Consider the following 25704-nt stretch of genomic DNA (forward strand, 5'->3'; position numbering starts at 1 on the left):
AAAGACTGTGCAAGCTTTATGACTGTGCAAAAACTGTGGAACTTGATATTGGCAGGAAAGAATTGAGGAGGAATGAATGTTTTTTGAACGGTTTTGCGCCGTTTGAGTTTTTTATTACCCGTGGCACAGCATCATCCCTGATGCAGTTTAAGTCCGGAACTATTACGGCAGTTGCAAGCGATAACCCACACCGTACACCGAGTGAATTAAATCATCATTGCAAATGGGCGATAATTTTTTGCGCAGTTTGGTGATGTGTGAATCCATGGTTCTGTCACTCACAATACGGTGATCTGTATAGGCATTCTTAAGCAGCACATCGCGCGAAATAACACGCTGTTTATTGAGTAGCAGTGTTTCCAATATCCGAAATTCAATACTGGTTAATTCCACACACTGATCGCCCACACAAGCGTATTGGCGTTCTTTGTCCAAGCGGAATCCTGCGTCTTGTTGCTCGTCGGTTTTATTGGTGCGACGTAACACCGCCTTTACCCGCGCAATCACTTCGCGAGGGCTAAAGGGTTTGCAAATATAATCGTCCGCACCCAATTCCAATCCGAGTAAGCGATCTATTTCTTCCACCTTGGCGGTGGTCATAATAATAGGCACTTGCGATGTCTTGCGTACTTCCTGACAAATGCTCAAACCATCGCGATTGGGTAACATTACATCCAGCAATACTAAATCCCATTTTTCGCTGAGGATTTTTTGCAGTGCTAACTCGCCATCGCTAACCAAGGTGGCAGAAAAATTTTCGCTGGTTAAATAGTCTTGCAGTATTTCGCCCAGGTCAATTTCATCTTCAACAATTAATATATTCATGCGGATTCCTGCAGAGGTAAATAAACGGAAACTTTCAGCCCACCCAGTTCGCTGGTTGTAATGTCAATACGGCCTTCGTGGGCTTCACAAATATTGCGACAAATACTCAGACCTAAACCGGCACCACCAGTTTCACGGCTGCGCGATGATTCCGCGCGGTAGAGTCGCTCAAATAATTTTTCATGCAGGGCTGGGTCTACACCGGGCGCTGAATCTTCAATCATAAAGACAGCACTGGCTTTTCCTTGTTCCAACCGCAATTCCAATTGCACTCGAATCGTGCCTGGACTTTGGGTGTAATTAATGCTGTTGTTAAATAGATTTAAAAACAGTTGGTGTAAACGCTCTGGGTCAGCAAAGGCATTCATGGGGTGTTTGGGCATTTTTACTTCCAATGAAAGCCCCTGTTGCATAGCCTTATTTTGCAGCGAAACGTTGATTTCCTCGACAATTTCAACCAGATCGCAATCGCGCTTACGGTAACTCATGGCGCCAATGTCGGTGAGTGATAGCTGATACAAATCATTAACTAGACTGGCCAATCGCTCCGCATGTTTTTGCAGGCGCGCAATCGCTTTGGTATCAAATTTTCGCACGCCATCTTCCAGCGCTTCCAAGTCGGCTTTGAGCACCGCGAGTGGTGTGCGCAGTTCGTGGGAAATATCAGCAACCCAGCGTTTGCGTGCTTGTTCACTTTGCCCAAGTGTGTGCGCCAAATGATTGAGATGCTCGGCCAGTTTTGAAATTTCATCTTGCCCTTTGCTGGGCAGGCGCTGGGTATAATCGCCGCTGCTTAAACGCTGCACATGGGTGGCGAGTTTTTTTACCCGCTGGGTCAATAAATAGGAAAGTGGAATCGCGCAGGCAAGTGCAATCGCCAAGGCTACTAAGGCTGTAATTAAAAAATGGTTTTGTTGGCGTTTGGCGAATTCGTTATCGCGCAAGTCGCGCAGGGCCGGGTTCATTGGCGTGCCCAGGTAGCCAACGACTTTGCTGTCGCCATCTATGGTGAGAATGAGGTCGTTGTAAAAATAGGTTTCATTGCGCCACTCTTTGCCGCTAACGAGTGTTTTTTTAGCATCGAGTAAAATAAATCGCCGATAGGGCTGGTGCCGCAAAAAATCATCGGGACGCACAGTAGGATTGCGATCATCCCGGCGGTTTTCCTGAGTGTTGCGCCGCAAAAAAAATTGCAACTGATGGGGGTTGTTATCCTCCGGCACAAAATAAGGATTTATTTCCGGAGGGAGTGGCAGGGGAATTGGACGCTCGTTGCGTTGCCGCCAGTTAGTGGAGTATTGCCATACAAACATTGGCCAGAAATGACGATTATTTTTGAAGCTGTCCCAGTTGCCATAGAGCAGGTAGTGCTGCTCCAGCGCTGCGATTAATTTGGCATTGCGCGCCGCTTCTTTTTGCTCCATGTAGTTGTTAAAACTGTTTTCAAAACTCAAGCGCGAGTAAAGGTATAACCCGCCGGTTAACAACAACGCAAAGAGTGTAAACACTAAAAAAACCTGAACACGCAGAGTGAACTTCACAGTAAAAAATACCCTTGAAAGGTGGAGTAGGCGGCAAACAGCCTTACCACAGAATAAGCAAAAACCGCGATTTGGCAATCACCCCCGATTGGCCTGCGGCGGTCGGCTAGGGTAAAATGGCAATACTTGAGCAAAACACTCGGATATACCGACCTTGCCCTGTCGCCCCCTCATTCCCTGAAGATCATCGAGGTAGTTAAGATGGACGTGTTAGATACAATCAAGCAGCAAATCAGTGACAATGCTGTGATCCTTTATATGAAAGGTTCACCCAGCGCACCGCAATGTGGTTTTTCGATGCGCGCTTCCCAAGCCTTGATGGCCTGTGGTCAGCGTTTTGCCTATGTGGATATTTTGAGCAACCCGGATATTCGTTCCGAGCTGCCTAAGTTTGCCAACTGGCCAACCTTTCCACAGCTGTGGGTAAAAGGTGAGTTGATTGGTGGGTGTGACATCATCACCGAAATGCACGAAAAGGGTGAATTGAAGCCACTGATCGATGCCGCTGTTGCTGCCTAAGGTGTTTGGGCCTGCCTTCTTGGGGTAGGCCCGTATTGCATTTCAAGGCTGCCGCTTACTGCAGTGCAAAGTAGATCAGTAACACGGCGCCAACCACACTTATCCCGCACAAAAACAATCCCGACATGCGCTGGCGCGCGCGGCGTTGTTCATCGTTCTCGTCGCGTAATTGATGCGCCCGCCAAGCAATATCCTTGGATTTCAATAACTTGTCGCGTATTTGATGCAGCGCGGCTATATCGTTAACCAATTGTTGATCAGGGTTGTTGCCCTGTTCTTGATGCTGTTGTTCCAGTTGTTTTAGTTGTTGGTCCAACTGCGCAAGTTTTGCATCCAGCGCAGCGGAGATCTGGCGAATTTGCATAATCGAGGCTCAAAAGAGTGATCGGCTAACCTTAGCAGAATCGTGTTCGCTTTGCCGTTTTTGTAAGGCAGATTGCCCCTCACTAAAAAACCTTCAAAAAAATAATCGACTAGCGGAAAAACCTAATAAAATACTTTAACTGTATTGGCGCTGTGCTATAAAGCCGCCCTGAAACCCATCCACCATCGGGTAAGAGACCTTACACCTTGAGCTGCAGGAGATGAACAACGATGTTAAGAATGTTTAAAGTTCAAGGTAATACCCTGCGTGAAGATAAAGAGTCTGATGAAAGCCCGCGTTTGGCCTTAAACAACGCCCTTTGGATTGATGCCCACGAGCCGTCAGAAGAAGAGCGTGACGAATTAAACGGCTTCTTGCGTGCCGAGTTGCCCGAGTCAGATGATGTCGAGGAAATTGAATTCTCGGCACGTTACTTTCAGGACAGTGTAGGTATTCACGTTCACTCCCTGTTTCTGGCGCCCGGTGAATCCGGCCGCCACAGCACAGCGACCGTCGCCTTTATTTTGCAAGAGAAACGTTTGATCAGTGTGCGCGATGGCGATTTGGCGGACTTCCGCCTGCTGCGTATGCGCGCCCGTGCGGGTCAGGTGCAGGTTGCATCACCCCAGGATTTGCTGGTGACCATGTTTGAGCAAAAGGTGGAAAATCTGGCGGACGCCCTGGAGGACATTCACCGCAAACTGGAAGATGTCAGCCACATGGTATTGGAAGATGAAGATGCCGAACTGGAAGATGCGATTGATAAACTGGCCAAGCTGGAAGACAGCAATGGCAAGATTCGCTTGTGTTTGATGGATACCCAACGCTCCATTTCATTTTTGCAGCGCCACTTGCGCGAGTCATTTGAGTTGCAGGAAACCGCGCGTGAGATCAAGCGTGACGTGGATACACTCATGTCCCACACCGCATTCCTTTTCGACAAGATCAACTTCCTGATGGACTCGACCCAGGGGTTTATCAATATCGAGCAGAACCAGATTATTAAGATATTCTCCATCGCGGCCATGGTTTTCCTGCCGCCTACCGTGGTTGCCAGCGCCTACGGCATGAACTTTGAGTACATTCCCCATTCGGATTGGAAATACGGCTTTGTGGTCGCTGTGATTTTGATGCTGCTCTCGGCAGTATTGCCCTACTGGTACTTCAAGCGCAAAGACTGGCTCTGATAGGGCTTATTCCTCAACCCACTCCCAGCGCAAGGGTTGGCCAAAATCGTCGAGTATGACTTTTTTATGGGGGCGCCGTTTTTTGGGCTTTTGCGCCAAATGCGGCTTTTTGCGTGCTTCAATCGCGGCAACCACCTCGGGTAGCGGAGTGCGATCCTCCTGACCGCTGCCATCAAAAATACTGATCAGCGGCCCATTGGCATCGGCGCGGCCACTGAGGCCGCGCGGCACTTCATTGACCTGGCCACCCTGAGTCAGGTATTCCTGGATTTGCGCTTCCAGTTCCTGATGCAATTGGCGACGGGTTTTGGTTGGTTTAATCATTGAATCCAGAGTTTTTCAGTTAACAAACGCGATGGGCGGAAAAAGCGGCATCTGCCAGCATAACAGTGCGCCCGACATGAGGGCAAACCCTGTGGCGGTCTTATCCTCGCATCCATGGCAGCCTTTGGGGTAAACTGCGCGCCACATTTACCCGTTGAGCTGCCTGCTGCACCCGCGCACTGGCGTTTGGCGCCCTGATTCATCCCGCCAGCATTTCCTGCGCGCAGTCACCATGACCCAAAACAGCACCATGACCCAAGCCAGTTTAAAAATTACCGAGATTTTCTATTCGCTGCAGGGCGAGTCCAACACTGTGGGTTTGCCAACGGTGTTTGTGCGCCTGACCGGCTGCCCGCTGCGCTGTGGTTATTGCGACTCTGAATACGCATTCTATGGCGGTGAGCGATTACTGATTGACGACATTCTGGCCAAAGTCGCCAGTTTTAATCCGCGCTATATCTGTGTGACAGGCGGTGAGCCTCTGGCCCAGCGTGAATGCTTGACCCTTTTAAGTGCACTGTGTGATGCAGGTTACAGCGTTTCCCTGGAAACCAGTGGTGCCTTACCGGTGGATGATGTTGACCCGCGTGTGATTAAAGTCATGGACCTCAAAACCCCTGGCTCCGGTGAAGTCGGCCGCAATCGCTGGGAGAATATTCCGCTGTTGACCGCGCAGGATCAGATTAAATTCGTGATTTGTAGCCGTGAAGACTATGAGTGGGCTCGTTTTAAAGTGGATGAGTACCAGTTGGTCGGGCGTGTGGCGGAGGTGCTGTTTTCTCCCAGTTTTGGTCAGGTGGCACCACTTTCGCTGGCAGAGTGGATCTTGGCAGATAACTTGCCTGTGCGTTTCCAACTGCAATTGCACAAGCTGTTGTGGAACGACGTACCAGGCCATTAAACCTTCCGGCCTGGGTATTCTTTATTTGTTTTGGTTGATCGAGTTATGTCCCAGAAAAAAGCAGTAGTTCTTGTCTCCGGCGGTTTGGATTCCACCACCGTACTCGCCATTGCCCGCAGTGAGGGCTATGCCTGTTATTCCATGAGCTTTGATTACGGCCAGCGCCATCGCTCCGAGTTGTTGGCCGCCGAGCGCACAGCCAAGGCGCTTGGTGCGGTAGAGCACAAGGTGATCAAGCTGGATTTGCGCGCGATTGGTGGTTCGGCGTTGACGGACGACAGCATTGCTGTGCCGGAAGAGGAAACCGGCGGTATCCCAGTCACCTATGTGCCTGCACGCAATACCGTCTTTTTGTCGATTGCGTTGGGGTGGGCAGAAGTGCTGGGTTGCGACGATATTTTTATCGGCGTCAACGCAGTGGATTTTTCCGGCTATCCGGATTGTCGTCCGGAATACATTGCTGCCTATGAAGTGATGGCTAACCTCGCCACCCGCGCAGGTGCCGAGGGCAATAAACTGCATATTCGCACGCCGCTGATTCATTTAAGCAAGGCCGACATCATCAAGCAGGGAGTAGCCTTAGGGGTGGATTACGGCCTTACGGTATCCTGCTATCAAGCTAATGATCAAGGTGAAGCTTGCGGTAAGTGCGATAGCTGCCGTTTGCGCAAGCAGGGGTTTGTGCAGGCTGGAATCGCCGACCCGACCCATTATCAAACAGCCTAAGAGGCTCTCTTGTGCGCGCCTTAACGGCAATAGGCGCGCGCCATCAGTTCTGTCTCAAGTGCGTCAACGGGCATGGGGCGACCAAAGAAGTACCCCTGGAACAGGCGGCAGCCGTTCTGTTCCAGAAACTCCTGCTGCGCTTGCGTTTCCACACCTTCTGCAATGACCTGTAAATTCATGTTCTGCGCCATGGCGATAATCGTGCGTGCAATCACAGCATCGTTGGGGTCTATGGCTATGTCGCGTACAAAGGTTTGGTCAATTTTCAATTGATCCAGCGGTAGGCGTTTCAGGTAGGACAGCGACGAATAGCCAATGCCAAAGTCATCCATGGAAAAACCAATACCACGGTCTTTTAATTGCTGCATTTTGGCGATGCTTTGGTCGACATTTTTCAGCAGAGAGCTTTCTGTCAGTTCCAGTTTCAGCAATTTGGGATCGATGCGCGCGCTATCGATAATGGCCAGTACGTCTTCCACAAACGTGGCTTGGTTAAATTGAATCGGGCTGACATTCACTGCAATGCTCAAGCGTGCAAATGCCGGGCGTTGCTGCCAGCGCTGTAACTGCGTACAGGCTTGGCGAATCACCTCAAGGCCTATAGCCACAATTAATCCCGACTGTTCGGCAACGGGAATAAAGTCTGCGGGAGATATCATCCCTTTTTGCGGGTGTTGCCAGCGCAGCAGAAGTTCCACCCCAATGGCTTTGGTGTGTTCATCCACTTGAACTTGATAATAAGGCGTCAGTTGGTGATGGGAGTCGTGGGCCGCGCGCAGATCAGCCTCTAGTAGCGCGCGTTTTTCCAGATGGGATTGCATGTTGGGATCAAAGAAGCGAATGGTGTTGCGACCACTGTCTTTGGCTTGGTACATGGCGGCGTCGGCATGGCGCAATAAATCATCGATAGAGCGGTTGTGACTGTTAAACAGGCTCACCCCGATACTGATCGTGCAGTGGTAAATCGATTGGCGCAGCTCATAGGGTTGGCTGATCAATTGATGCAACGTTTCGGCGCGCTTTTTGGCTTCCAGTGCGGCGTCTTCCAGATTTTCCCCAAGGTTATCAAACACCACTACAAACTCGTCGCCCCCTTGGCGGGCGGCCAGATCAGAGCTGCGAATAATGCTATTAATACGTTCCGCGACCTGCACCAGCAACTGATCGCCAATGTGATGGCCGCGGGTATCGTTGAGTAGTTTGAAATGGTCAATATCGATAAATAACAGTGCGCCGTATTGGCGGCTGCGCGCGCTTTGGGAAATGACCAGTCGCAGACGATCTTGCAGCATACGGCGATTGGGCAGGCCAGTCAGTGGGTCAAAAAAGGCCAGGTTGTGTATTTTTTCCTGATCCTGCGCCCGGCGCAGCTCTCCGCCAATGCGCTCGGCAAAAATAAGCAGCAGCGAACTCAATTGTGCTGATACAGGGAGGGGCTGCTCGGCCATGGCAATTAAAATACCGATTGGCACACCTTGCGCGTTGCGAATGCCCACACCCAGATAACTTTCAATCTTGTAGGCGCGAAACATTTCATCGTCAGGATAATGTTGGATGGCATTAGCGCTGACATAACATAAGTTTTCATCCATCACATCGGCGCAGGGCGTGTGTTTGAGCGAATAGGTAAAGTTCTCCTGCAGCTCGCCGCGTTTGAGATAAGTGTGGGTGTGCGCCGTTGTCGCATCCTGGCTATCGATCAAGCTGATTAATACGTGATCGGCACCAATCGCGTCGCTCAGTGCACGCAGGATGGTGACAAAAAAATCCGGAGCTGAGGCGGCATCGGCGGCAGCCGCTGCAAGGGCCAAATCGAGCCGCTTGCGCTCGCTGATATCTTGCAGGGTGCCCTGTAGCAAAGTGCCTTCCGGTGTATTGGTTTTATCGGCCTGAAGCTGTAGCCAATAGCGGTGATGGCTTATCGCCAGGCGCACGTCCAGCGCTAAGGGTTTGTGTTGATCGCGAGCGGTTTCCAGAGCAATGCGCAACAGCAGGCGATCATCTTGGTCAATAAACCGGTTGATGAATATCTCCATGGTGCCGTCCAGGGCGTCGGAAGGTAAGCCAAATAAATCCACCATGGCATGGCTGAATTGATAGTCATCGGTGCGTGGGTTCCATTGCCAGTGGGCCAATCGCGCCATCAATTGGGCCCGCTCCAATTGCACTCGCTGCTGTTCTTGGTGCAGGTCGGATTGCACCAGGCGCGCGTAGGTCTTGGTGATTTTGAGGTGCGCGGCGGTGATCATCAGGCTGATAATCGCCATGCTGGCGGTGTACAACCAAATCAGCCAAAAGCTCAGGGGCATGTTGGACAGTACAAACGGCCCCCAGTGATTGACCGTCGACCAAATGGCCAAAAAACAAAAGCCAATGGTGGTAAATGCACCGCCAAACAAGCCAAACCATAACGCGGCCCAGGCGATGCAAATAAATGTGGTAAACACCAGTGGAAGCGCGTGGCCAGCGTCAAAATCATTAAGCGGAAAGCAGATTAATCCAACGATAAAGCTGACGCCCGCCACCAGCATAAAATCCAATTTGCGGGTATTAACCTGATCCAGGTAGTCGCGGCTCATATTGACCAGGAATGGCATTGCGAGAAAGACCCCAAGGCTATCGCCCATCCACCACGCCAGTGCGATATATGCCGATACCCTCAGCGGAAGATCGTAATACAGGCCAAGTAGTGTTGCCCCCACCAGTGCTGACACTGTCATGCCGATTGCGCTGAGCAGTAAAAAGCTGAGGGTGTTTTTACGGTCAAGGTTCGATAGGTCGCAGCTGAAGCGGCGCAACAACCAGACAGTGACCAGCGGCGATAAGGTGTTGCCGCCGGCGAGCAGCAGGTTCAGCAACTGGTTGGTGCCACTGGTCATGTTGATTAATAGTGCCGCAAGAAACACGCTGGGCCAGAGCTTGGGTGTCCAGCGATAAAACGCCGCTGCTGCTATGCCACCCGGCAGCCAGAACAGGGTGACTTTCTCATTTTCAAAGGGGACAAGCAGCCCTAGCCAACCGGTGCAAAAGTAGGCCAATAGCAGTATTAAGAAGTGACCCGGCCTGACCTGTATGGGTCGTGTGCCGTGGTCACTGGCGGGTACGAGGGGCATGCCGGTGTCTCAACAACAGTCATTCAGTGGCGCGGGGACGCCCTTGAATCATAGGTTAGAATTTGTTCGTTGGCGCGAAAAGTTTTATTTTTGATGCCTGCTTCAATCTAGCAGAAGGTTGCTACAGGTTATTTGCTCAATCGCAAAACAAATCGTTTTTTATATAACCGATTGCCAGATAAATACCTGAGTTGTTATGAAATCTTTAAAAAAACGCTTGTCTTTTTTTATCAAAACCTTATTATACGCGCCTCGCATTTAGGGTCGTTAGCTCAGTCGGTAGAGCAGTTGGCTTTTAACCAATTGGTCGCTGGTTCGAATCCAGCACGACCCACCACTTTTCAAACATGGTGGTGATATTTTCTTAAATGCGACACCTGTGGGTCGTTAGCTCAGTCGGTAGAGCAGTTGGCTTTTAACCAATTGGTCGCTGGTTCGAATCCAGCACGACCCACCACATTAAATACTGCTACAAATAGCGGTAATCTAAAAAAGGGCGCTTACAGGCGCCCTTTTTTATTGCATCGAAAACCCTGTCTGGCGCGTTTTATTTCCCCGTCAATGATTCGGCTCTGTGATAAAATTCCGCGCAAATTTGCTCCTCGCCATCGCGAGTGAGTCTCCGGTGAGGCGATTTTATGTCTGAACTTTTTAATGTGGCCAAGCGCGATGAGAATGCGCAGGATCTGGTTAAGCAGCATCTCGCTCGCGCCTGGAGTGCGCCGCAATATACTCCGGCGCAAGAGGCTGATTACAAGGCGCGTATTAAAGCCTTGCTGAAACAGCACAATGCGGTTTTGGTTGCGCATTACTACACGGATCCACTGATCCAGGCGCTTGCCGAAGAAACCGGTGGTTGCGTATCTGATTCGCTGGAAATGGCGCGCTTTGGTAAAAATCATTCGGCAGATACATTGATTGTTGCCGGCGTAAAGTTCATGGGTGAAACCGCCAAAATCCTCACGCCGGAAAAGCGGGTATTAATGCCCACCCTGGAGGCAACCTGTTCGCTTGATCTCGGTTGCCCTATCGATGAGTTTTCGGCCTTCTGTGATCAACATCCTGATCGCACAGTCGTGGTTTATGCCAATACCTCTGCCGCCGTAAAAGCGCGTGCGGATTGGGTGGTAACCTCCAGTATTGCGCTGGACGTGGTCGATTATCTGGATCGCCAGGGCAAAAAAATCCTGTGGGCACCGGATAAGCACTTGGGCGCTTATGTGCAGCAAAAAACCGGTGCCGATGTGCTGCTGTGGGACGGTGCCTGTATTGTGCATGAAGAGTTCAAGGCTAAAGGGGTAGAGGATCTGAAGTTGCTCTACCCGGATGCGGCGGTATTGGTGCATCCGGAGTCGCCCAAGGCGGTGGTTGATTTGGCGGATGTGGCTGGTTCCACCTCGCAGTTGATCAAGGCGGCGCAAACCCTGCCCAATCGCGAATTCATTGTCGCGACGGATCAGGGTATTTTTTACAAAATGCAGCAACTGAATCCGGATAAGGTATTCCATATTGCGCCTACGGCGGGCAGTGGTGCAACCTGCCGCTCTTGTGCCAATTGTCCCTGGATGGCGATGAATGTGTTGGATAATCTCGCCAATGTATTTGAGCAGGGCGATAACGAAATTTATGTTGATCCTGAACTGGGGCGGAAGGCAATGATTCCCTTGCAGCGTATGCTCGACTTTAAAAAATAAATCTTTCTGGTGATTAGGCTTGTCTTGGTGGTGTTTCGCTTGTTTCGTCAGGCCCCACTCAGTACCATGGCGCCTTTCGCTTATTGACCTGTTTGTTTCCACTTTATATCGCTACTTTTTTCGCTAGCTAACGGAGCTCCCGATGATTCAAGGCAGTATGGTTGCCCTGGTAACCCCAATGAATGCAGACAATTCCCTCGATTGGGCGAGTTTGCATAAGTTGGTGGACTGGCATCTGGAGCAGGGCACTCACGCCATAGTGGCGGTGGGGACTACCGGCGAGTCGGCTACATTGACGGTTGATGAGCATTTGGCTGTTATTAAAAAGGTGGTCGACCAGGTGCATGGCCGTATCCCGGTGATCGCGGGTACTGGTGCCAACTCAACCTCAGAAGCTGTTGAGCTGACGCAAGCGGCCAAAGATGCTGGCGCCGATGCCTGCCTGTTGGTTACGCCTTATTACAACAAACCAACCCAGGAAGGTTTGTTTTTACACCACACCCATATCGCCCAAGCAGTTGCCATACCGCAAATGCTTTACAACGTACCGGGTCGCACGGGGGTAGATATGAAACCCGAGACCGCGCTGCGCTTGGCGGCAGTGCCTAATATCATCGGTATTAAAGAGGCGACCGGTGACTTGGAGCGCGCTAAATTCCTTATCGATCAAGCACCTGCCGGCTTCGGTATCATCTCGGGTGATGATGCAACGGCAGTTGATTTAATTCTTTTAGGGGGCAAAGGGGATATTTCTGTCACGGCGAATGTCGTACCTGCTGCCATTGCTCGTATGTGTGAGTTGGCCTTGGCCGGTAATGCGGAAGACGCGCGTGCAATCAACCAGCGCCTGCTGCCTTTGCATACTGCTATGTTTGTTGAATCCAACCCCATCCCGGTCAAATGGGCAGTTGAACAATTGGGTTTGATTCAATCGGGTATTCGCCTGCCACTGACACGTTTGTCAGAGCAGTATCACCAACAGCTTAAAACAGCGATGCAGGCGGCGGGCCTCTAATTCAGCCCCCCGTTCCGCTGTTGTCGATGAGATGATTCATGAGTTTACGTAACGCAATGACGATAAAAATATCTGGTTCTTGTTTCACCCGTCCGCTACAGGCGCTTATCCTTGCCAGCTTGGGTTTTTCTCTCTCGGGCTGCGGAATCTTTTTTGGCGAAGAAGGCGTTTTTCGCAATCGCGAGAGCGATTATCTGAAGGCCGATAATATTCCGCCTCTGGTTCTACCGGCGGGCAAGCACTCGGAAGCCATGGGTGAGTTGTATCCCATTCCGCCTATCACCGCGACGGATTTTGGTTATGACCCGGATGCTATCGATAACGAAGTGCCGCGCCCTATGCCGCTGTCGGCCAACCTGGAGCAGGAAAATGTCAAAATCCAGCGCGTCGGTGGTGAGAGCTGGATCTTGCTTAACGCCGCACCTGGCGAAGTCTGGCCGCGTATTCGCAACTTTTTAAATGTGAATAATTTGGCAGTAAGCCGTGCCGATATTAGCCGCGGTATTATCGAGACCAGTTGGTTGCAGTTCAAAACAGACCTGACAACTTATGATCGCTATCGTTTGCAAATCGATCAGGGCGTGCAACCGGAAACGACAGAAGTGCACATTATCCACATGAGCGTGCCCAAGGCGGAAAAGCCAGCGGCTGATCTGGGCTGGCCGCGCAAGTCAGTTAATGCCGAGCGTGAAAAATGGCTGCTGGATGAGTTGGCCGCAACACTGGCCAGTGAAACTGCCGAAGGTGGTACATCACTCTTGGCTCAGTCTATTGGCGGTTCGGTAAAAGCCAGTTTAACCATGCTGCGTGGCGAGCCGGCAATGCAAATCAAACTGGATCGCACCCGCGCCTTTGCCACCTTGGCCTACGCCGCCAAACAAGATGGTTTCACCACCTTTGAAGCGGATGCCGACGCTGCCATTTACTACGTGAATTATTTGGATCCGGAAGATGCCAAACCAGGCTTCTTCAAGCGCTTGTTTAGAATTGGCCTCACGCCTAAAACGCCGACGACGCCATACAGTCTTGCCCAGATTAAAACCAACATGCTGACTGGCGAAGAGTTTGAAGACGCGCCGCGTTCAGAGCGCAAGAAAGAAAAAGTATTGCCTAAAGCTCCCGGGTATTTGATTGTGATTACCGGTAAAAACAACGATTTTACGGTGCGTGTGCGCGATCCTTATGGCAAGCGTTTGTCCACCAGCGAAGCGCGTCATCTGGTGACCTTGTTGCGTAAAAACCTGATTTAAATGTCGAGTCCTCTACGCTTTGCGTCATTGGGCAGTGGTAGTCGCGGCAATTCCACCCTGGTGGAGTGGGGTGCAGGCACACTGCTGATTGATTGTGGTTTTAGTGTTAAACAAGCCAATGAACGCTTGCAGCGTCTGGGCAAACGCGCAGAGGAACTGACCGCTATACTGGTGACTCACGAGCACACCGATCATATTAAGGGTGTTGCGGCCATGGCACGGCGCTATGATTTGCCGGTTTATATGACCCCCGGCACTTATCACAGTCGCAACCTGGGTGATTTGCCGGATTTGCGTTTGATTGAGGCCTACCAGCCATTTGAAATCAATCAACTGCAGGTGACACCTGTGGCAGTCCCGCACGATGCGCGTGAGCCGTCCCAATTTGTGTTTGAGTATGCCGGGTTGCGTCTTGGCGTGTTAACGGATTTGGGCAGCATTACCGCTCACGTTGAAGCGCATTATCAGGATCTGGATGCCATGGTGCTGGAGGCAAATCACGATCCGGTGATGCTCGCGTCCGGTGATTACCCTCCATCGCTCAAACAGCGTGTGGGTGGGCTTTGGGGGCACTTGAGCAATCAACAGGCCGCTGGTTTTTTGCAGCGTCTGGACTGTGCCCGCCTGCAGCATTTGGTGATTGCGCATATCAGTCAGCAAAACAATTCGCTGGAGCTGGCGCAAGCCACTTTGGCACCCGTCACGGCCGAGGTCAAACAAGTGACTTTTGCGTGTCAAAACCAGGGGTTTGACTGGTTATCTGTTTCTTAAATTCGATTTCTTACATTTTTACTTTTGAATAGCAGGCCTATCAATGGAAAAGCGCGAACAACTCTACGCTGGCAAAGCCAAATCCATCTTCAAGACAGATGATCCCGATCATTTGATTATGTTATTCCGCAACGATACCTCAGCGTTTGATGGCAAGCGTATCGAGCAGTTGGATCGTAAAGGTATGGTGAACAATAAGTTCAACGCCTTCATTATGGGCAAGTTACAAGCGGCCGGTATTCCTACCCACTTCGTTAAACTCTTGTCCGATACCGAAGTATTAGTCAAAACCATGGATATGATTCCGGTTGAATGTGTGGTGCGTAATCTGGCTGCAGGTTCACTGGTGCGTCGTTTGGGAGTACAGGAAGGCTTGGAATTGAACCCTCCTACCTTTGAATTGTTTTTGAAAAACGATGCCCTGGGTGACCCTATGGTCAACGAATCCCACGTGCAGTCCTTTGGTTGGGCCACTCCTGAGCAGTTGGCGCGCATGAAGGAGTTAACCTTTAAAATCAATGACATCCTGAAAGCGCTGTTTGCTGAAGGCAACATGTTGTTGGTGGATTTTAAGGTGGAATTTGGTTTGCACAAAGGCGAGGTGATTTTGGGTGATGAATTCTCGCCGGATGGTTGCCGTCTGTGGGACAAAGATACACGCGAGAAGCTTGATAAAGATCGCTTCCGCCAGAATCTGGGTAATGTTGTAGAGTCTTATGAGATGGTTGGAAAGCGTTTGGGGTTAACATTCTAAGTGCTTCCAAACGGTGAAAAGGGGCTGTTTGCCCCTTTTTTATTGTCGTGTATTTTAGTGATTAGTATCTATACTCAAGCGATACAATAGCCGTACCCCTGCTACTTGGCCACCAATGGAGATCGTAATGGAGACTGCACAGTGAATGAACGTCGCGTTTTTGAGCGCACCTCAACCTCGGTCAGGGTCGAAATGTCCAACCCCAGTTTTGGCACTATTGTGGGGTTTGCAAAAGATATTTCAGATGGTGGTGCCCAGGTACAAATTGAAAATCAAGTGTGCCCACCGGTAGGAACGGAAGTCATGGTGAAATTTAAAAAAGCCGTGGGTGCGATTAATGCGGAGCCAGTGCGTATGCGTGTCGTACACCAAATGCGCAACACTATTGGCTTGATGTTTGTGCGTAGTTAATAAACGGTGTGCAAATGCGCACCGCTGTCACATCTGCATATTAGTTAACGCAGTGAGCTGGCAATAAAATCCTGGTAGTGGTTTTGTTTTGGTTGGCAATCAGCTGCGCTGTGTCTTTGCAGATCAACATGGGGTTTTCTTGCAGATCAAGTTGTTTCAAGTGCAATAGTTGTAGCAAGGGTGCGGGGTTTTTAATCAAGTTCCCCTGAAGTTTCACTATTTCCAATCGCCCCAGGTTACCAATAGTACTCAGGTCTGCAATTTGGTTATCTGCTAAATTCACTTCTTTTAACGCAAAAAACTTATCCAATCCCGATAGGGATTTTATGCCTGCATTGCTGCAATTCAGCGTGGTCAGGTCTTCTGCGCGAGTGATACGCGCATCGTAAATAGTTTGTTGAACACAATCGAACAGTTGTTGATCGGCTATTTGGAAATCTTTGAAAATGGAGGGCGGTGTATACACCACATTCTCATTAACACTGACCGAATAGTTTTTACAGCTGCTTACAGACAAGCTGATGATCAGAGCACAAAATGCCCAACGAATTTTTGCGGAAATAAATAGAAGCTTGCTTTGCATAACAACTTTTCCTGGATTGCAGAGTCTGAGCGTTAAATGCTGGTTTATGGTCACTTTAATCAGATCCATGAGCCACAGCAATGATAGAATTACAAATTCAGTATTGGTTCAGTTCCTGTCGTTAAAAATCAATACCAGATCCACCATGAGCATGGATTGAATCCTGTCGCCTGCTTGGGTGATTAACCATGTCAATTCACCTGAAAGCATAAATACAGTCACTTTTGTTTTATTGGAGATACATCATGAAATATATCCTCGCGCTGTTGTTATCTGTTGGCCTGATTGGCTGTACAACAACCGATCCTTACACTGGCGAACAAAAAACCAGCAAGACAGCTAAAGGTGCCGGTATTGGTGCATTGGCTGGTGCTGTGCTCGGTGCTGCCACGGGTGACAATGCAAAAGATCGCCGCGAGCGCGCCCTGAAAGGTGCTGCAATCGGTGGTGTGATTGGTGGTGGTGTAGGTAACTACATGGATCGCCAGGAAGCCAAGCTGCGTCAGGAGCTGCAAGGCACTGGTGTTCAAGTAAGACGCGATGGCAACAACCTGTATCTGGTGATGCCAGGTAATATCACCTTTGCCACCAATAGTGCTGACATTCGTTCAGACTTCTTTTCTGTGCTGAACTCTGTTGCCAAGGTTCTGGCCGAGTTTAACCAGACCTCAATCCGCGTGACCGGCCATACTGACTCAACCGGTAGCGACAGCATTAACCAACCGCTCAGCCAGCGCCGTGCAGACAGTGTTGCCATGTATCTACGTACCCAGAAAGTGGCCAGCACACGTATCCAGTCTTACGGCTATGGTTCACGCTACCCAGTGGCGAGCAACGATACACCAGCAGGACGTGAGCAAAACCGTCGCGTAGAACTGGAATTGGTGCCTAACGAACAGTAAATTTGATTGATTGACAGAAGCCGCTCGGGAAACCGCAGCGGCTTTTTTGTTGCCCAGCGTTTTGCATAGCGCAGTGTGCTAATTTTTTAGCATCTTTTGCTTGACGCATAAGATAGGAGTGCTATTTTATTAGCATGGTGCTAAAAAAATAGCACATATGAAAATCAACAACCATAACTACATGGGGGGATGGGTAGAGAGATGACATTAGACGATATGGATAAAACCGCAGCAGCCCAGCTTAGCCGTCGCGAGCGACAAATTATGGATGCATTATTTGAAGCTGGCGAGCTATCTGCACAGGATGTACGTGCAGCTATTCCTGATGCGCCAAGCTACTCCGCCGTCAGAGCGCTGTTAGCGAAATTGGTTGAAAAACGGATTATTGATTTTCGAGAAGATGGCCCCCGGTATATTTATTTTCCATGCGTTGCTCAGGAGGAGGCGCGAGTGTCTGCGCTGCAAAAACTATTGAAAACATTTTTTGGTGGTTCAACGACGGCGGCGGTAAATGCACTGTTAGGGATGAACAAAGACAAACTCAGTGCGGACGAGATTATTCAGTTGCAGCGTGCAATTGATGATGCGGCAGCAAGTGAGACTGCAGAGTCCGGCAAATCATCAGCCAAATAATGTTCCGACAAATCCTCTAGTGTTTAGGTAAGAGGCAAGGTTATGGATACAGGTGTTGCCATTCATTTACTCGTCATGGGAATCATAAAGCCATCACTGCTCTTATTGGTAATCCTGTTGCTGTGGATATTCGTGCGCAATAGGTCGGCTGCTTTGCAGCATTTTGTCTTGAGCCTTGGTTTTGTGGGTATATTGCTGTTGCCACTACTGGCAAGTTTGACGCCTATTATTCCGCTCAGGATAGAATCATTCTGGGGAGTTCGCCGTGGTTTTTTTTCGATTTACTCGTGCAAGCGAGTGCCTGGTTGGAGTCGGAGCTCTCTTCATCGCAGTGGCTTATTGTGGCGGCGTGTTATTTGTTGCCTGCTACCAGCATGTTGTTCTATTTATTGTTGGGCGTTATAGGTCTTTGGCGGCAATTGGCTTGCGCGCAGAAGGTGACAGATGCGAAATTATTGGCACAAGTGACAGCGCTGGTGGAGTTGGTGGATGTTAATCGTCCTATTCGATTGTTTATAGCAAAAGATATTGATTCGCCTCGGACATGGGGTGTTTTTAATCCGGTGATCCTGTTGCCGCGGGCAGCATTATTATGGGATGAAGATAAACAATTAAGTGTGTTGATGCATGAATTAGGGCATATCGCCCGTTGGGATTGGTTAGTCAGTTTGGTGGTAAAAATTACCTGTGCTATTTTCTGGTTTTTATTACCTATCTGGTGGTTGGCATATCGGCTTTATCAACAGGCAGAAATTGCATGCGATGACTACATCTATAAGTTGCGCGATAAGCATCTTGTCTATGCGCAAAACTTATTGGCAATCGCAGCGGCGCAAACACACCATCCGATAGATGATGGTTCACTACAGATGCGCGGCCATTCAGCAATACATCAACGTATTATGGCGGTGCTTGATAAACAGCGTCCGCACCACCCTGTTGCACTTGAATCGGCACAATATTGGGTGTTGGTTAGTGGGCTAGTGCTGGTGGTTTTTTCCGGCTTGCAATGGATGCCACTGCAGGCGCAGATGAATGCCAGTGCCGCGCAACAATTAATTATTCAATGGCAGCAACAGCAGGAATTATTGCCAACAAGTACTGAATCGCGCAGCGAATTATTCAGCTGGGCGCTAGTGCAATCATTAAAGCCTGCCTCAACCCCGGCGCCTGAACCTATTGAGCTGATTGAGCAATTACAGGTTGTTGGCGTGAAGCCTGATAAGGCGGAGTTGGCTGCGCTTGAGCGCGTTGCTTTGACAAATAATCAGTCACTGTCAGTTCCTCGTATTCAAATAGAGGGCTATCTGCCTTTAAAACTGGTAACGCCTGAGTACCCGCAAATTGCCTTGAACCGTGGAATTGAAGGCTGGGTACAGGTTGAGTTTACGATAGATACAACAGGCTTCATTATTAATCCGCACATTGTTGCACATTCACCGTCAGGTATTTTTGATCGCAGTGTTTTGCAGGCATTAAGAAAATCCTATTACAGACCGCAATTGTTTGATGGTCAACCCATCGTTGTGCAAGGCGTAACCGAGCTCTTTCGTTTTACCTTGCAACACGATGTTCCACCACATGCCCATAGCTTTTCAGATGTCGCTCCCCGACGACGATAAGCGTTAATTCTCCCTTCGTATTGTGAATGTTTTGTTATGCCCTCAGTCGGGTAGGTTCTTGCTTTGCCTAAAAAACGAAAGTCCTAAAACTCAGAGGAAACAATGATGAACAAATTATCTGCAATGCCTGTTAGCGTTAATTACACGTCCGGTGACTCACTGCTGGTGCGTTTTTTCAGTATTGTTCCTGCCGCACTGGTAGTGACCTTATGCTTGTTGTATGCGATGCATTCGTTGGTACATAAAGATTATCTGTTGCAGCCCGCCAAGCCAACACCGCCAATCCCTGATGTAGCAATGAAACAACCCGAAATTATCGAGACAATACTTGATGAGTTACCCCAGCGCCCGGTTGAGCATTTGCCTCCCCCGATCATTGAAATACAGGAACCTGTAATTGCGCAATTAAATCCTGGTATTTTACCGGGCGAGCGCATGACTTTTGTTAAGCCGATAATGGGGGAAACCTTTAGTATTGCAGGGCAGATGGTGCCCATTATTCGCATCGCACCGCAGTATCCTCAAGCGGCTATTGCCAGGGGCGTGGAGGGATATGTGGATGTGATGTTTGATGTAACCGCCTTGGGTACGACAGAAAACATCCGTATTCTGGCGGCAGTTCCGTCTTCGATTTTTAATCGCAGTGTGATCAAGGCGGTGAGTGGATGGAAATACAAACCAAATGTTGTAGAGGGCGTAGCAGTAAAAACGCCGGATGTTAAAGACCGTGTTCGTTTCAACATGGAGCAATAGTGCCCTATTAACAAATGATTGCGGCAGTCGGGTAAGGGGCCGATAATGCCGCCATTATGGTTTGATGTTGTTTTTGGTTTTTTATGACAAATTTATTAGCGCTTTTGTGTAACTATCCTGAATTAATGCCACAGGCAGAGGCGCTGGCGGCGCAGTGGTCTCTGCCGTTATTACGCGAGCGCGATGTAACGGCAATTGATGATGTGGCGTTTGTGTTATTGATATCGCCAGACGCAATGGCGTTGCAGCAGACCGGGCGCAAGGCGCCGGGGCCCATTCTGGCAGAGTTTACGGAAGGTGCGGTTGATCATCGCCGCAAATTTGGTGGTGGTAAAGGACAAATGATTGCCAAGGCCGTTGGGATTAAGGCCGGTGTTTATCCTCATGTATTGGATGCAACGGCAGGCTTGGGGAAGGACAGTTTTGTGCTGGCAACATTGGGTAGTGCGGTGACTATGATTGAACGCTCGCCCATTGTGCATACTTTGTTGAGTGATGGCCTTCAGCGTGCACGTGAGTATGCACTGCAAGACCCGGAATTATTGGGTGTGTTGCAGCGTATGCAATTGACCGCGCAGGATAGCCGCGAGTATTTGCAATCGCTTACGCCGGAACAATTTCCAGATGTCATTTACCTTGATCCTATGTTTCCCGAGCGTCACAAAACCGCAGATGTTAAAAAAGAAATGGCGGCTTTTCATTCCGTCGTTGGTAAAGATGACGATGCCGATTCACTCTTGCCATTGGCGCTGGCTCATGTGAATTACCGTGTTGTGGTAAAACGGCCACGTAAGGCGCCCTTGCTAAATAATCAGGTGCCATCTTATCAATTGGAAGGGAAGTCGAGCCGCTACGATATTTACACCCTGAAAAAACTACCGGAGCGACTCAATAGTGAGTAAGCCGTTTGTATTTAATGGCTGCCGTATTGTGTAATTTCCAATTGCGACAATTGTTTTTCTGCTGGATTTTTTATCCAGTTGTACATCATGGCGGCGCACAGGAACCCCGCAAAACCTGTAGCCAGATAAAAGCCGTATTGCACGTGGCCAAATAAATCGCCAACGGCGCCCATCAGCAATGGGCCGAGTGCAGCGGCCACCGCCGTAAAAAATAAAATAACACCCGCGACTGAACCATGTTCTGTTTTATTAAAACAGCTGATTCCTTTTGAATTGAGCGTGGGGTAAATCATGGACATAAATAAACCGGACAACGGCAACAGAAAAACGGCGTAGTTAACACCACCCAGCATACTGCCTAAAAAACATAAAAAAATGCAGCTACTAAATACAGCCATAACGGATGTCCAACTGAATTTAGTGAGAATCCATGCACCCAGAAAACGGCCGCCAGCACGCAGGACAAAAAATACTGTTAAAGCATAAGTCGCGAACCAGGTGGCGTTGCCGGAATATTCTTTCAGGAGTGTGGGCATCCATACATAAATGGCGACCTCGGTGGCGACATAGAGTGCAATGGCACCAGAGAAGCCTGCCGCATAGGGGTTGCGAATCATTTTCAGTGTGCGTTTGATATCAATTTTTTCTTGTGTGGTACAGGGCTTGTGGCGTGGGTAATTTACCCGCGCGGCAATCACAATCAGCAGCAGGCAAATGAATCCTGCAAATATATACAAATAAATCCACGATACTTTGGCGGCTAACAAGTAGGCCACTATGGCTGGGCCAATAATTGCGCCCACTCCAAAAAAACCTTCGACTGTATTCATGGTGCGGGTGTGTTCGCGTGTTGAGGTGGATATGTCGCCAATCAAGGCCAGTGCGCCGGTTTTGAAAATACCAATCGCACAACCGGATATCAGCAGCAGGCCGACAAAAAATTCAAAGTAATCACCAAGTGCAAATAAAAAACAGGAAACCGCAAATAGCCCAAGGCCAATCAAAATGGTGTATTTGCGTCCGATGCGATCTGCCAAAAACCCAAAGGCAATGCCGCTGAAGGCGATGGCAATCATGGGCGCATAATGAAAGGCACTGGCCTGGGTGAGGTTGAGGTCAAACTCTTTAATAATCTCAGGAATGATGACGCCCACTGCATCGGTTGTCATAGCAAACATGGTGAACATTAAAAAGGTGAGCCACCGGATAAGAACCAGGTTGTGCTCCTGATGTGCAGACGTCATGGGATATACCCCTTGCGAATTTAGCCATTTATTGTGAGTTATTGGACTCTGTTATGAACAAGTTATGTGCGTATTAATGCTAGTACAGCATTTGAGTCTGGCACCTAAACGCGTATTATTGACAAACTTGTTGACTTATTTATTCACAGTGGTTTAATTAAGTCAACTCGAATACTTCATAAAAGATAATTTTAATATTCCGTTCGGGTAAAAGAGGTCGCTATGAGTAAGGGAAGTAATTCGAGTGGTTTGCGCCGTTATAACGAGCGAGTGCTAATCAGCGCATTGCGCAGCCTTGGTTTGGCGTCCAAATTTGAGCTGGCGCGCCTGTCAAACCTTACGCCACAAGCGGTCACCCGCATTATTGATGATCTGGAAAGTGCAGGGCTGGTTGAGCAGCGCGGCAAGCTGCAGCGCGGCCTGGGGCAGCCTTCCACCATGTACAGCATTAACGCCCGGGGTGCCTTTTCGATTGGCGTGAATGTAGGGCGCAATGATATCCAGATACTGTTAATGGACTTTGGTGGCGATGTGATCGGCAAGGTAGCCCATGAATTTAATGTCCCCAACCCGGATTTCCTGCTGGAGAAAGTAGAGCAGGGTGTGAGTTATTTACAAGGTTCCCTGAGTGAAGAAGAGCGCGCCCGGTTGGTGGGCGTGGGGTTGGCAATGCCCTGGTTTATGGGGGGGTGGCAGCAAGAACTGAATATGAGCGATGAGCTGGCGGCACGCTGGAACTCGCTGAAGTTTGATCAGGAGCTGGCCACGCGAATCAGTTTGCCGATCTTTTTGGAAAACGATTGCTCTGCCGCCGCCATTGCCGAATTGCAATTTGGTTTGGGGCGTCAGGTTAAAAACTTTTTATATGTATTTATTGGCACCTTTGTGGGCGGCGGAGTGGTATTGCGCGGCAATCTGGAAAGTGGCGTGCACGGCAATTCCGGGGCATTGGCGTCCATGCCGGTATCACCTTCCACCCTGGATTCGGCCCCGCCATTGACCGGACCGTTTGATGTGCTTGCCAACCGTGCCTCTATTTACGTGTTGCGCCGTCATTTAAACGCGCGCGGTTTTCCCATCAACAATATTTCAGAGTTACCGGGTGTTTTGCCGCAGGCCCAGCAGGCGGTAGATGAATGGATTGACGATTGTGCACAGGCACTGACCTTTGGCATTTTTTCGGCAACCGGGGTGCTGGATTTTGAGGCGATTGTGCTGGATGGCAATTTGCCGCGCGAAATTGTCGCGCAGTTGGTTGAGCGGTTGCGCGCCATGGTGGCGAACCTCACACCGACGGGTGTGTATTTGCCGGAAATCCTGACCGGTACGCTGGGCGTTGATGCCCGTGCGATTGGCGGCGCCATTCTGCCGTTCTATGCGAATTTTTCACCGGATACCACGGTGATGCTGACAAATCAGGCCAGTGCGGATCAGCGATCATAAATCCCTGGTCTGTGCTGCAACCTGACGTTTTATAAAGTGTGTTTGAGGAGTTTAATTGTGTTGCAGCTCAGCGATAAGTGGGTATGGGATTTCTGGTTCGCCGTGGATGGCACTGATTACCACATGTTTTATTTACAGGCCGACAAGGCGCTGCAAAACCCGGATTTGCGCCACTGGAATGTGTCGGTCGGCCATGCGGTTTCCAAAAACTTGCGCGACTGGACGCTGCTGCCTGATGCCATCGCACCCACCCAAGGCGATGACAATGCGCCGGATTCCTTCACCACCTGGACTGGCTGTGTGATTAAGGTTGGCACCCAGTGGTACATGTATTACACCGGCACCAAGCGTGCCGAGAAAGGCCTGGTGCAGCGGGTTTGTCTGGCAACTTCGCCCGATTTGATTCACTGGACCAAAAGCGATACCAATCCTGTCGTAGAGCTGGATGAGCGCTGGTATGACGGCTTGAAGCTGGAATATTGGCACGATGCCTCCTGGCGCGACCCCTGGGTGATGAAAGACCCGCAAGAAGAGCTCTATCACATGCTGGTGACCTGTCGTGTCAATCGCGGTGAGCCGGATGGTCGCGGCGCTATTGGCTATGCCTCCTCCACCAACTTGAAAGACTGGACAGTGGGTGATGCCTTTCTTGCACCGGGTTGGTTTGGTGAAATGGAAGTGCCACAAATCGAAAAAATCGGTTCCCGCTATTACCTCTTCTGTTCGGTATCGACGCGTTTTCACTCCGCCAAACACAAGGCTGAACCCGGCTGCGAACCGCAAACTGGCGTGAAATATTTTGTCGCCGACGCCATGATGGGCCCCTATAAATGCCTGGGGAACGGGTTTTTAACCGGCCCGAAACAGGATGGTCTCTACTCCGGTCGCTTGATTAAAGGCCCTGACGATGCCTGGTATCTTATGGCGTTTATGGGCAACGATACCCAGGGGCAATTTGTCGGCAATATTATCGACCCCGTCAAAGTCGCTATTGCTGAAGACGGCAGCTTGTCGCTACTGGACTAATCCTGCGCAACAAACCTCAGGGCTGCAAAAATACTTTCGTTGCCTCTTGATAATATTAAATCACAGTGATTTAATTAGTTGTAATGGCGGTGTAGAACTGCTTCCAAGAATAAGTGATGCGTGGCCGTGCGCCTTGAAGAGAGTGTTATGCAGTCTGGGGTGTTACAAGTTGATCAGCGGTTGCTCGGTGCGATTGAAGCGGGCGGAACCAAATTTAATTGTGCCCTGGCGGATATGCAGGGAAATGTGTTGGCAAAAGCCGCATTTCCCACAACAACACCGGTAGAAACCCTGGCGGCTGTGCGCGATTTTTTTAATGGCGCCGTGAGTGCTCGCGGTGCGACCTTGGCGGCAATCGGGATTGCCAGTTTTGGTCCAGTTGAATTGGATCGCCGTGCGCCTAATTATGGCTTTATCACCAAAACCCCCAAGGCAGGTTGGTCTGATACAGATATTTGCGGCTATTTTCGCGCTGCATTTCAGGTGCCGGTTGCGTTTGAAACCGATGTAAACGGCGCTGCCTGGGGTGAGTTGATTGCCGGTGCCGCACAAGGCTGTCGCCATTTTATTTATGTCACCGTGGGAACTGGAATTGGTGCTGGCATTGTGATTAACGGCCAGTTGCTGCAAGGCGTAACCCATCCGGAAGTAGGGCATATGTTAATGCCGCGGGAATTGCTGCTGGATAGTTACCAGGGTTGTTGCCCGTTTCATGTGGGGTGTTTGGAAGGGCTGGCGTCCGGCACTGCAATTGCGCAGCGTTGGGGAGTGAATGGAAAACACCTGGCTGATGATCATCCGGCGTGGGACTTGGAGGCGCATTATCTGGCGGCCATGTGTGTGAATCTCACCCAATGTTTTTCACCGCAAAAAATTATTTTAGGCGGCGGTGTGATGGAAAAGACATTATTGTTTCCATTGATTCGCCGCAAGTTTATTGAATTGATTAATGGTTATGCGCCGGAATCAATTCTGGCACAAATAGATCAGTACATTGTACCTACCGGGCTTGCGGGGCAAGCCGGTATTGTTGGCGCGCTTGATTTGGCGATGCAGCAATTGAATGCACAGGATAGCTCGCTACGCACATAGATTTTTGCTTGTCTGTTGTATCCAGCTTGTCGTGGCAGAATTTTCTGCCTTTTTATGCCCGATGCGGTTATCGCATCGGGTTTTTTTATGGTTGTTTATTTAATTGTAA

25 protein-coding genes and 2 tRNA genes are annotated in these 25704 nt (G+C 49.8%); 20 read left to right on the forward strand and 7 right to left on the reverse strand.

Annotated features, from left to right (window positions below; genetic code table 11):
- Positions 1-162: 162 nt before the first annotated feature.
- Positions 163-825: a response regulator gene (locus tag B0D95_RS00885; protein ID WP_078042126.1), complete on the reverse strand. Its 663-nt coding sequence runs from the start codon at positions 823-825 to the stop codon at positions 163-165.
- Positions 822-2333, reverse strand: coding sequence for an ATP-binding protein (locus B0D95_RS00890; RefSeq protein WP_246841693.1), 1512 nt, complete (start codon positions 2331-2333; stop codon positions 822-824). Before B0D95_RS00890 ends, B0D95_RS00885 begins: the two co-directional genes overlap by 4 nt.
- Before the next feature lie 234 nt (positions 2334-2567).
- Between B0D95_RS00890 and grxD the strand changes: the two genes are divergently transcribed.
- Positions 2568-2885, forward strand: a complete 318-nt coding sequence (gene grxD, locus B0D95_RS00895) for a Grx4 family monothiol glutaredoxin (protein ID WP_078042128.1) — start codon at positions 2568-2570, stop codon at positions 2883-2885.
- Between the two features lie 55 nt (positions 2886-2940).
- Here grxD and B0D95_RS00900 read toward each other — a convergent pair whose 3' ends face one another.
- Positions 2941-3249: a hypothetical protein gene (locus B0D95_RS00900; RefSeq protein WP_078042129.1), complete on the reverse strand. Its 309-nt coding sequence runs from the start codon at positions 3247-3249 to the stop codon at positions 2941-2943.
- 230 nt (positions 3250-3479) lie between these two features.
- Between B0D95_RS00900 and corA the strand changes: the two genes are divergently transcribed.
- Entirely contained in the window at positions 3480-4436 is a 957-nt protein-coding gene (gene corA, locus B0D95_RS00905; protein ID WP_078042130.1) for a magnesium/cobalt transporter CorA, read from the forward strand.
- Positions 4437-4442: 6 nt separating this feature from the next.
- Here the strand turns inward: corA and B0D95_RS00910 are convergent, their stop codons facing one another.
- The gene (locus B0D95_RS00910; RefSeq protein WP_078042131.1) at positions 4443-4760 is read right to left on the reverse strand and encodes a hypothetical protein; all 318 of its coding nucleotides are present in this window, start codon (positions 4758-4760) and stop codon (positions 4443-4445) included.
- Positions 4761-4992: 232 nt separating this feature from the next.
- Between B0D95_RS00910 and queE the strand changes: the two genes are divergently transcribed.
- Both queE and queC read left to right on the forward strand, forming a co-directional pair.
- Positions 4993-5661, forward strand: a complete 669-nt coding sequence (gene queE, locus B0D95_RS00915) for a 7-carboxy-7-deazaguanine synthase QueE (protein WP_149867837.1) — start codon at positions 4993-4995, stop codon at positions 5659-5661.
- A 45-nt stretch (positions 5662-5706) separates the two neighbouring features.
- On the forward strand, positions 5707-6387 hold the full coding sequence (queC, locus tag B0D95_RS00920; protein WP_078042132.1) for a 7-cyano-7-deazaguanine synthase QueC: 681 nt from the start codon (positions 5707-5709) through the stop codon (positions 6385-6387).
- A 20-nt stretch (positions 6388-6407) separates the two neighbouring features.
- Here the strand turns inward: queC and B0D95_RS00925 are convergent, their stop codons facing one another.
- Entirely contained in the window at positions 6408-9500 is a 3093-nt protein-coding gene (locus B0D95_RS00925) for an EAL domain-containing protein (protein ID WP_078042133.1), read from the reverse strand.
- Between the two features lie 261 nt (positions 9501-9761).
- Between B0D95_RS00925 and B0D95_RS00930 the strand changes: the two genes are divergently transcribed.
- The 8 genes from B0D95_RS00930 (at position 9762) to B0D95_RS00965 (ending at position 15395) form a co-directional block, all read left to right on the forward strand.
- Positions 9762-9837, forward strand: a tRNA-Lys gene (locus B0D95_RS00930).
- Between the two features lie 44 nt (positions 9838-9881).
- A tRNA-Lys gene (locus tag B0D95_RS00935) sits at positions 9882-9957 on the forward strand.
- Positions 9958-10138: 181 nt separating this feature from the next.
- Complete coding sequence (nadA, locus tag B0D95_RS00940) at positions 10139-11194, forward strand: quinolinate synthase NadA (RefSeq protein WP_078042134.1); 1056 nt, start codon at positions 10139-10141, stop codon at positions 11192-11194.
- A 142-nt stretch (positions 11195-11336) separates the two neighbouring features.
- Complete coding sequence (dapA, locus tag B0D95_RS00945; protein WP_078042135.1) at positions 11337-12209, forward strand: 4-hydroxy-tetrahydrodipicolinate synthase; 873 nt, start codon at positions 11337-11339, stop codon at positions 12207-12209.
- Between the two features lie 38 nt (positions 12210-12247).
- A complete protein-coding gene (bamC, locus tag B0D95_RS00950) occupies positions 12248-13459 on the forward strand; it encodes an outer membrane protein assembly factor BamC (protein WP_246841694.1) in 1212 nt (403 codons plus the stop codon).
- The gene (locus B0D95_RS00955) at positions 13460-14230 is read left to right on the forward strand and encodes an MBL fold metallo-hydrolase (RefSeq protein WP_078042136.1); all 771 of its coding nucleotides are present in this window, start codon (positions 13460-13462) and stop codon (positions 14228-14230) included.
- A gap of 43 nt (positions 14231-14273) precedes the next feature.
- Positions 14274-14984 (forward strand): phosphoribosylaminoimidazolesuccinocarboxamide synthase, encoded by a 711-nt coding sequence (gene purC, locus B0D95_RS00960; protein WP_078042137.1) that lies wholly within the window; start codon positions 14274-14276, stop codon positions 14982-14984.
- 141 nt (positions 14985-15125) lie between these two features.
- Positions 15126-15395: a PilZ domain-containing protein gene (locus B0D95_RS00965; protein WP_078042138.1), complete on the forward strand. Its 270-nt coding sequence runs from the start codon at positions 15126-15128 to the stop codon at positions 15393-15395.
- Between the two features lie 40 nt (positions 15396-15435).
- On the opposite strand, the gene B0D95_RS00970 is transcribed toward B0D95_RS00965, so the two are convergent.
- On the reverse strand, positions 15436-15978 hold the full coding sequence (locus tag B0D95_RS00970) for a protein phosphatase 1 regulatory subunit 42 (protein WP_244904648.1): 543 nt from the start codon (positions 15976-15978) through the stop codon (positions 15436-15438).
- A 245-nt stretch (positions 15979-16223) separates the two neighbouring features.
- Between B0D95_RS00970 and B0D95_RS00975 the strand changes: the two genes are divergently transcribed.
- From B0D95_RS00975 to B0D95_RS00995, 5 genes are all read left to right on the forward strand, one after another.
- The gene (locus B0D95_RS00975; protein WP_078042139.1) at positions 16224-16880 is read left to right on the forward strand and encodes an OmpA family protein; all 657 of its coding nucleotides are present in this window, start codon (positions 16224-16226) and stop codon (positions 16878-16880) included.
- A 201-nt stretch (positions 16881-17081) separates the two neighbouring features.
- Complete coding sequence (locus B0D95_RS00980; protein ID WP_149867838.1) at positions 17082-17513, forward strand: BlaI/MecI/CopY family transcriptional regulator; 432 nt, start codon at positions 17082-17084, stop codon at positions 17511-17513.
- A 287-nt stretch (positions 17514-17800) separates the two neighbouring features.
- Positions 17801-19135 carry a M56 family metallopeptidase gene (locus tag B0D95_RS00985; protein ID WP_078042140.1) on the forward strand — a complete coding sequence of 445 codons (1335 nt, stop codon included), beginning with the start codon at positions 17801-17803 and terminating at the stop codon, positions 19133-19135.
- Between the two features lie 102 nt (positions 19136-19237).
- Entirely contained in the window at positions 19238-19888 is a 651-nt protein-coding gene (locus B0D95_RS00990) for an energy transducer TonB (RefSeq protein WP_078042141.1), read from the forward strand.
- An 83-nt stretch (positions 19889-19971) separates the two neighbouring features.
- Positions 19972-20790, forward strand: a complete 819-nt coding sequence (locus B0D95_RS00995; protein ID WP_078042142.1) for a class I SAM-dependent methyltransferase — start codon at positions 19972-19974, stop codon at positions 20788-20790.
- Between the two features lie 11 nt (positions 20791-20801).
- On the opposite strand, the gene B0D95_RS01000 is transcribed toward B0D95_RS00995, so the two are convergent.
- Positions 20802-22034, reverse strand: coding sequence for a sugar MFS transporter (locus B0D95_RS01000; protein ID WP_078042143.1), 1233 nt, complete (start codon positions 22032-22034; stop codon positions 20802-20804).
- A gap of 222 nt (positions 22035-22256) precedes the next feature.
- Between B0D95_RS01000 and B0D95_RS01005 the strand changes: the two genes are divergently transcribed.
- The 3 genes from B0D95_RS01005 to B0D95_RS01015 all read left to right on the forward strand — a co-directional run bounded on the left by B0D95_RS01005 (position 22257) and on the right by B0D95_RS01015 (position 25595).
- Positions 22257-23477 carry an ROK family transcriptional regulator gene (locus tag B0D95_RS01005; RefSeq protein ID WP_078042144.1) on the forward strand — a complete coding sequence of 407 codons (1221 nt, stop codon included), beginning with the start codon at positions 22257-22259 and terminating at the stop codon, positions 23475-23477.
- Between the two features lie 57 nt (positions 23478-23534).
- Complete coding sequence (locus B0D95_RS01010) at positions 23535-24503, forward strand: family 43 glycosylhydrolase (protein WP_078042145.1); 969 nt, start codon at positions 23535-23537, stop codon at positions 24501-24503.
- 147 nt (positions 24504-24650) lie between these two features.
- The gene (locus B0D95_RS01015; RefSeq protein WP_078042146.1) at positions 24651-25595 is read left to right on the forward strand and encodes an ROK family protein; all 945 of its coding nucleotides are present in this window, start codon (positions 24651-24653) and stop codon (positions 25593-25595) included.
- The last annotated feature ends 109 nt before the right edge of the window (positions 25596-25704 follow it).

The organism is Cellvibrio sp. PSBB023 (genome assembly GCF_002007605.1).
Lineage (GTDB): Bacteria > Pseudomonadota > Gammaproteobacteria > Pseudomonadales > Cellvibrionaceae > Cellvibrio.

What these genes read in the sequence shown, in the direction of transcription:
- B0D95_RS00885 (WP_078042126.1), bottom strand. Translation starts at nt 825, where the DNA reads ATGAATATATTAATTGTTGAAGATGAAATTGACCTGGGCGAAATACTG.
- grxD (WP_078042128.1), top strand. Translation starts at nt 2,568, where the DNA reads ATGGACGTGTTAGATACAATCAAGCAGCAAATCAGTGACAATGCTGTG.
- B0D95_RS00900 (WP_078042129.1), bottom strand. Translation starts at nt 3,249, where the DNA reads ATGCAAATTCGCCAGATCTCCGCTGCGCTGGATGCAAAACTTGCGCAG.
- corA (WP_078042130.1), top strand. Translation starts at nt 3,480, where the DNA reads ATGTTAAGAATGTTTAAAGTTCAAGGTAATACCCTGCGTGAAGATAAA.
- B0D95_RS00910 (WP_078042131.1), bottom strand. Translation starts at nt 4,760, where the DNA reads ATGATTAAACCAACCAAAACCCGTCGCCAATTGCATCAGGAACTGGAA.
- queE (WP_149867837.1), top strand. Translation starts at nt 4,993, where the DNA reads ATGACCCAAAACAGCACCATGACCCAAGCCAGTTTAAAAATTACCGAG.
- queC (WP_078042132.1), top strand. Translation starts at nt 5,707, where the DNA reads ATGTCCCAGAAAAAAGCAGTAGTTCTTGTCTCCGGCGGTTTGGATTCC.
- B0D95_RS00925 (WP_078042133.1), bottom strand. Translation starts at nt 9,500, where the DNA reads ATGCCCCTCGTACCCGCCAGTGACCACGGCACACGACCCATACAGGTC.
- nadA (WP_078042134.1), top strand. Translation starts at nt 10,139, where the DNA reads ATGTCTGAACTTTTTAATGTGGCCAAGCGCGATGAGAATGCGCAGGAT.
- dapA (WP_078042135.1), top strand. Translation starts at nt 11,337, where the DNA reads ATGATTCAAGGCAGTATGGTTGCCCTGGTAACCCCAATGAATGCAGAC.
- bamC (WP_246841694.1), top strand. Translation starts at nt 12,248, where the DNA reads ATGAGTTTACGTAACGCAATGACGATAAAAATATCTGGTTCTTGTTTC.
- B0D95_RS00955 (WP_078042136.1), top strand. Translation starts at nt 13,460, where the DNA reads ATGTCGAGTCCTCTACGCTTTGCGTCATTGGGCAGTGGTAGTCGCGGC.
- purC (WP_078042137.1), top strand. Translation starts at nt 14,274, where the DNA reads ATGGAAAAGCGCGAACAACTCTACGCTGGCAAAGCCAAATCCATCTTC.
- B0D95_RS00970 (WP_244904648.1), bottom strand. Translation starts at nt 15,978, where the DNA reads ATGCAAAGCAAGCTTCTATTTATTTCCGCAAAAATTCGTTGGGCATTT.
- B0D95_RS00975 (WP_078042139.1), top strand. Translation starts at nt 16,224, where the DNA reads ATGAAATATATCCTCGCGCTGTTGTTATCTGTTGGCCTGATTGGCTGT.
- B0D95_RS00980 (WP_149867838.1), top strand. Translation starts at nt 17,082, where the DNA reads ATGACATTAGACGATATGGATAAAACCGCAGCAGCCCAGCTTAGCCGT.
- B0D95_RS00990 (WP_078042141.1), top strand. Translation starts at nt 19,238, where the DNA reads ATGATGAACAAATTATCTGCAATGCCTGTTAGCGTTAATTACACGTCC.
- B0D95_RS00995 (WP_078042142.1), top strand. Translation starts at nt 19,972, where the DNA reads ATGACAAATTTATTAGCGCTTTTGTGTAACTATCCTGAATTAATGCCA.
- B0D95_RS01000 (WP_078042143.1), bottom strand. Translation starts at nt 22,034, where the DNA reads ATGACGTCTGCACATCAGGAGCACAACCTGGTTCTTATCCGGTGGCTC.
- B0D95_RS01005 (WP_078042144.1), top strand. Translation starts at nt 22,257, where the DNA reads ATGAGTAAGGGAAGTAATTCGAGTGGTTTGCGCCGTTATAACGAGCGA.
- B0D95_RS01015 (WP_078042146.1), top strand. Translation starts at nt 24,651, where the DNA reads ATGCAGTCTGGGGTGTTACAAGTTGATCAGCGGTTGCTCGGTGCGATT.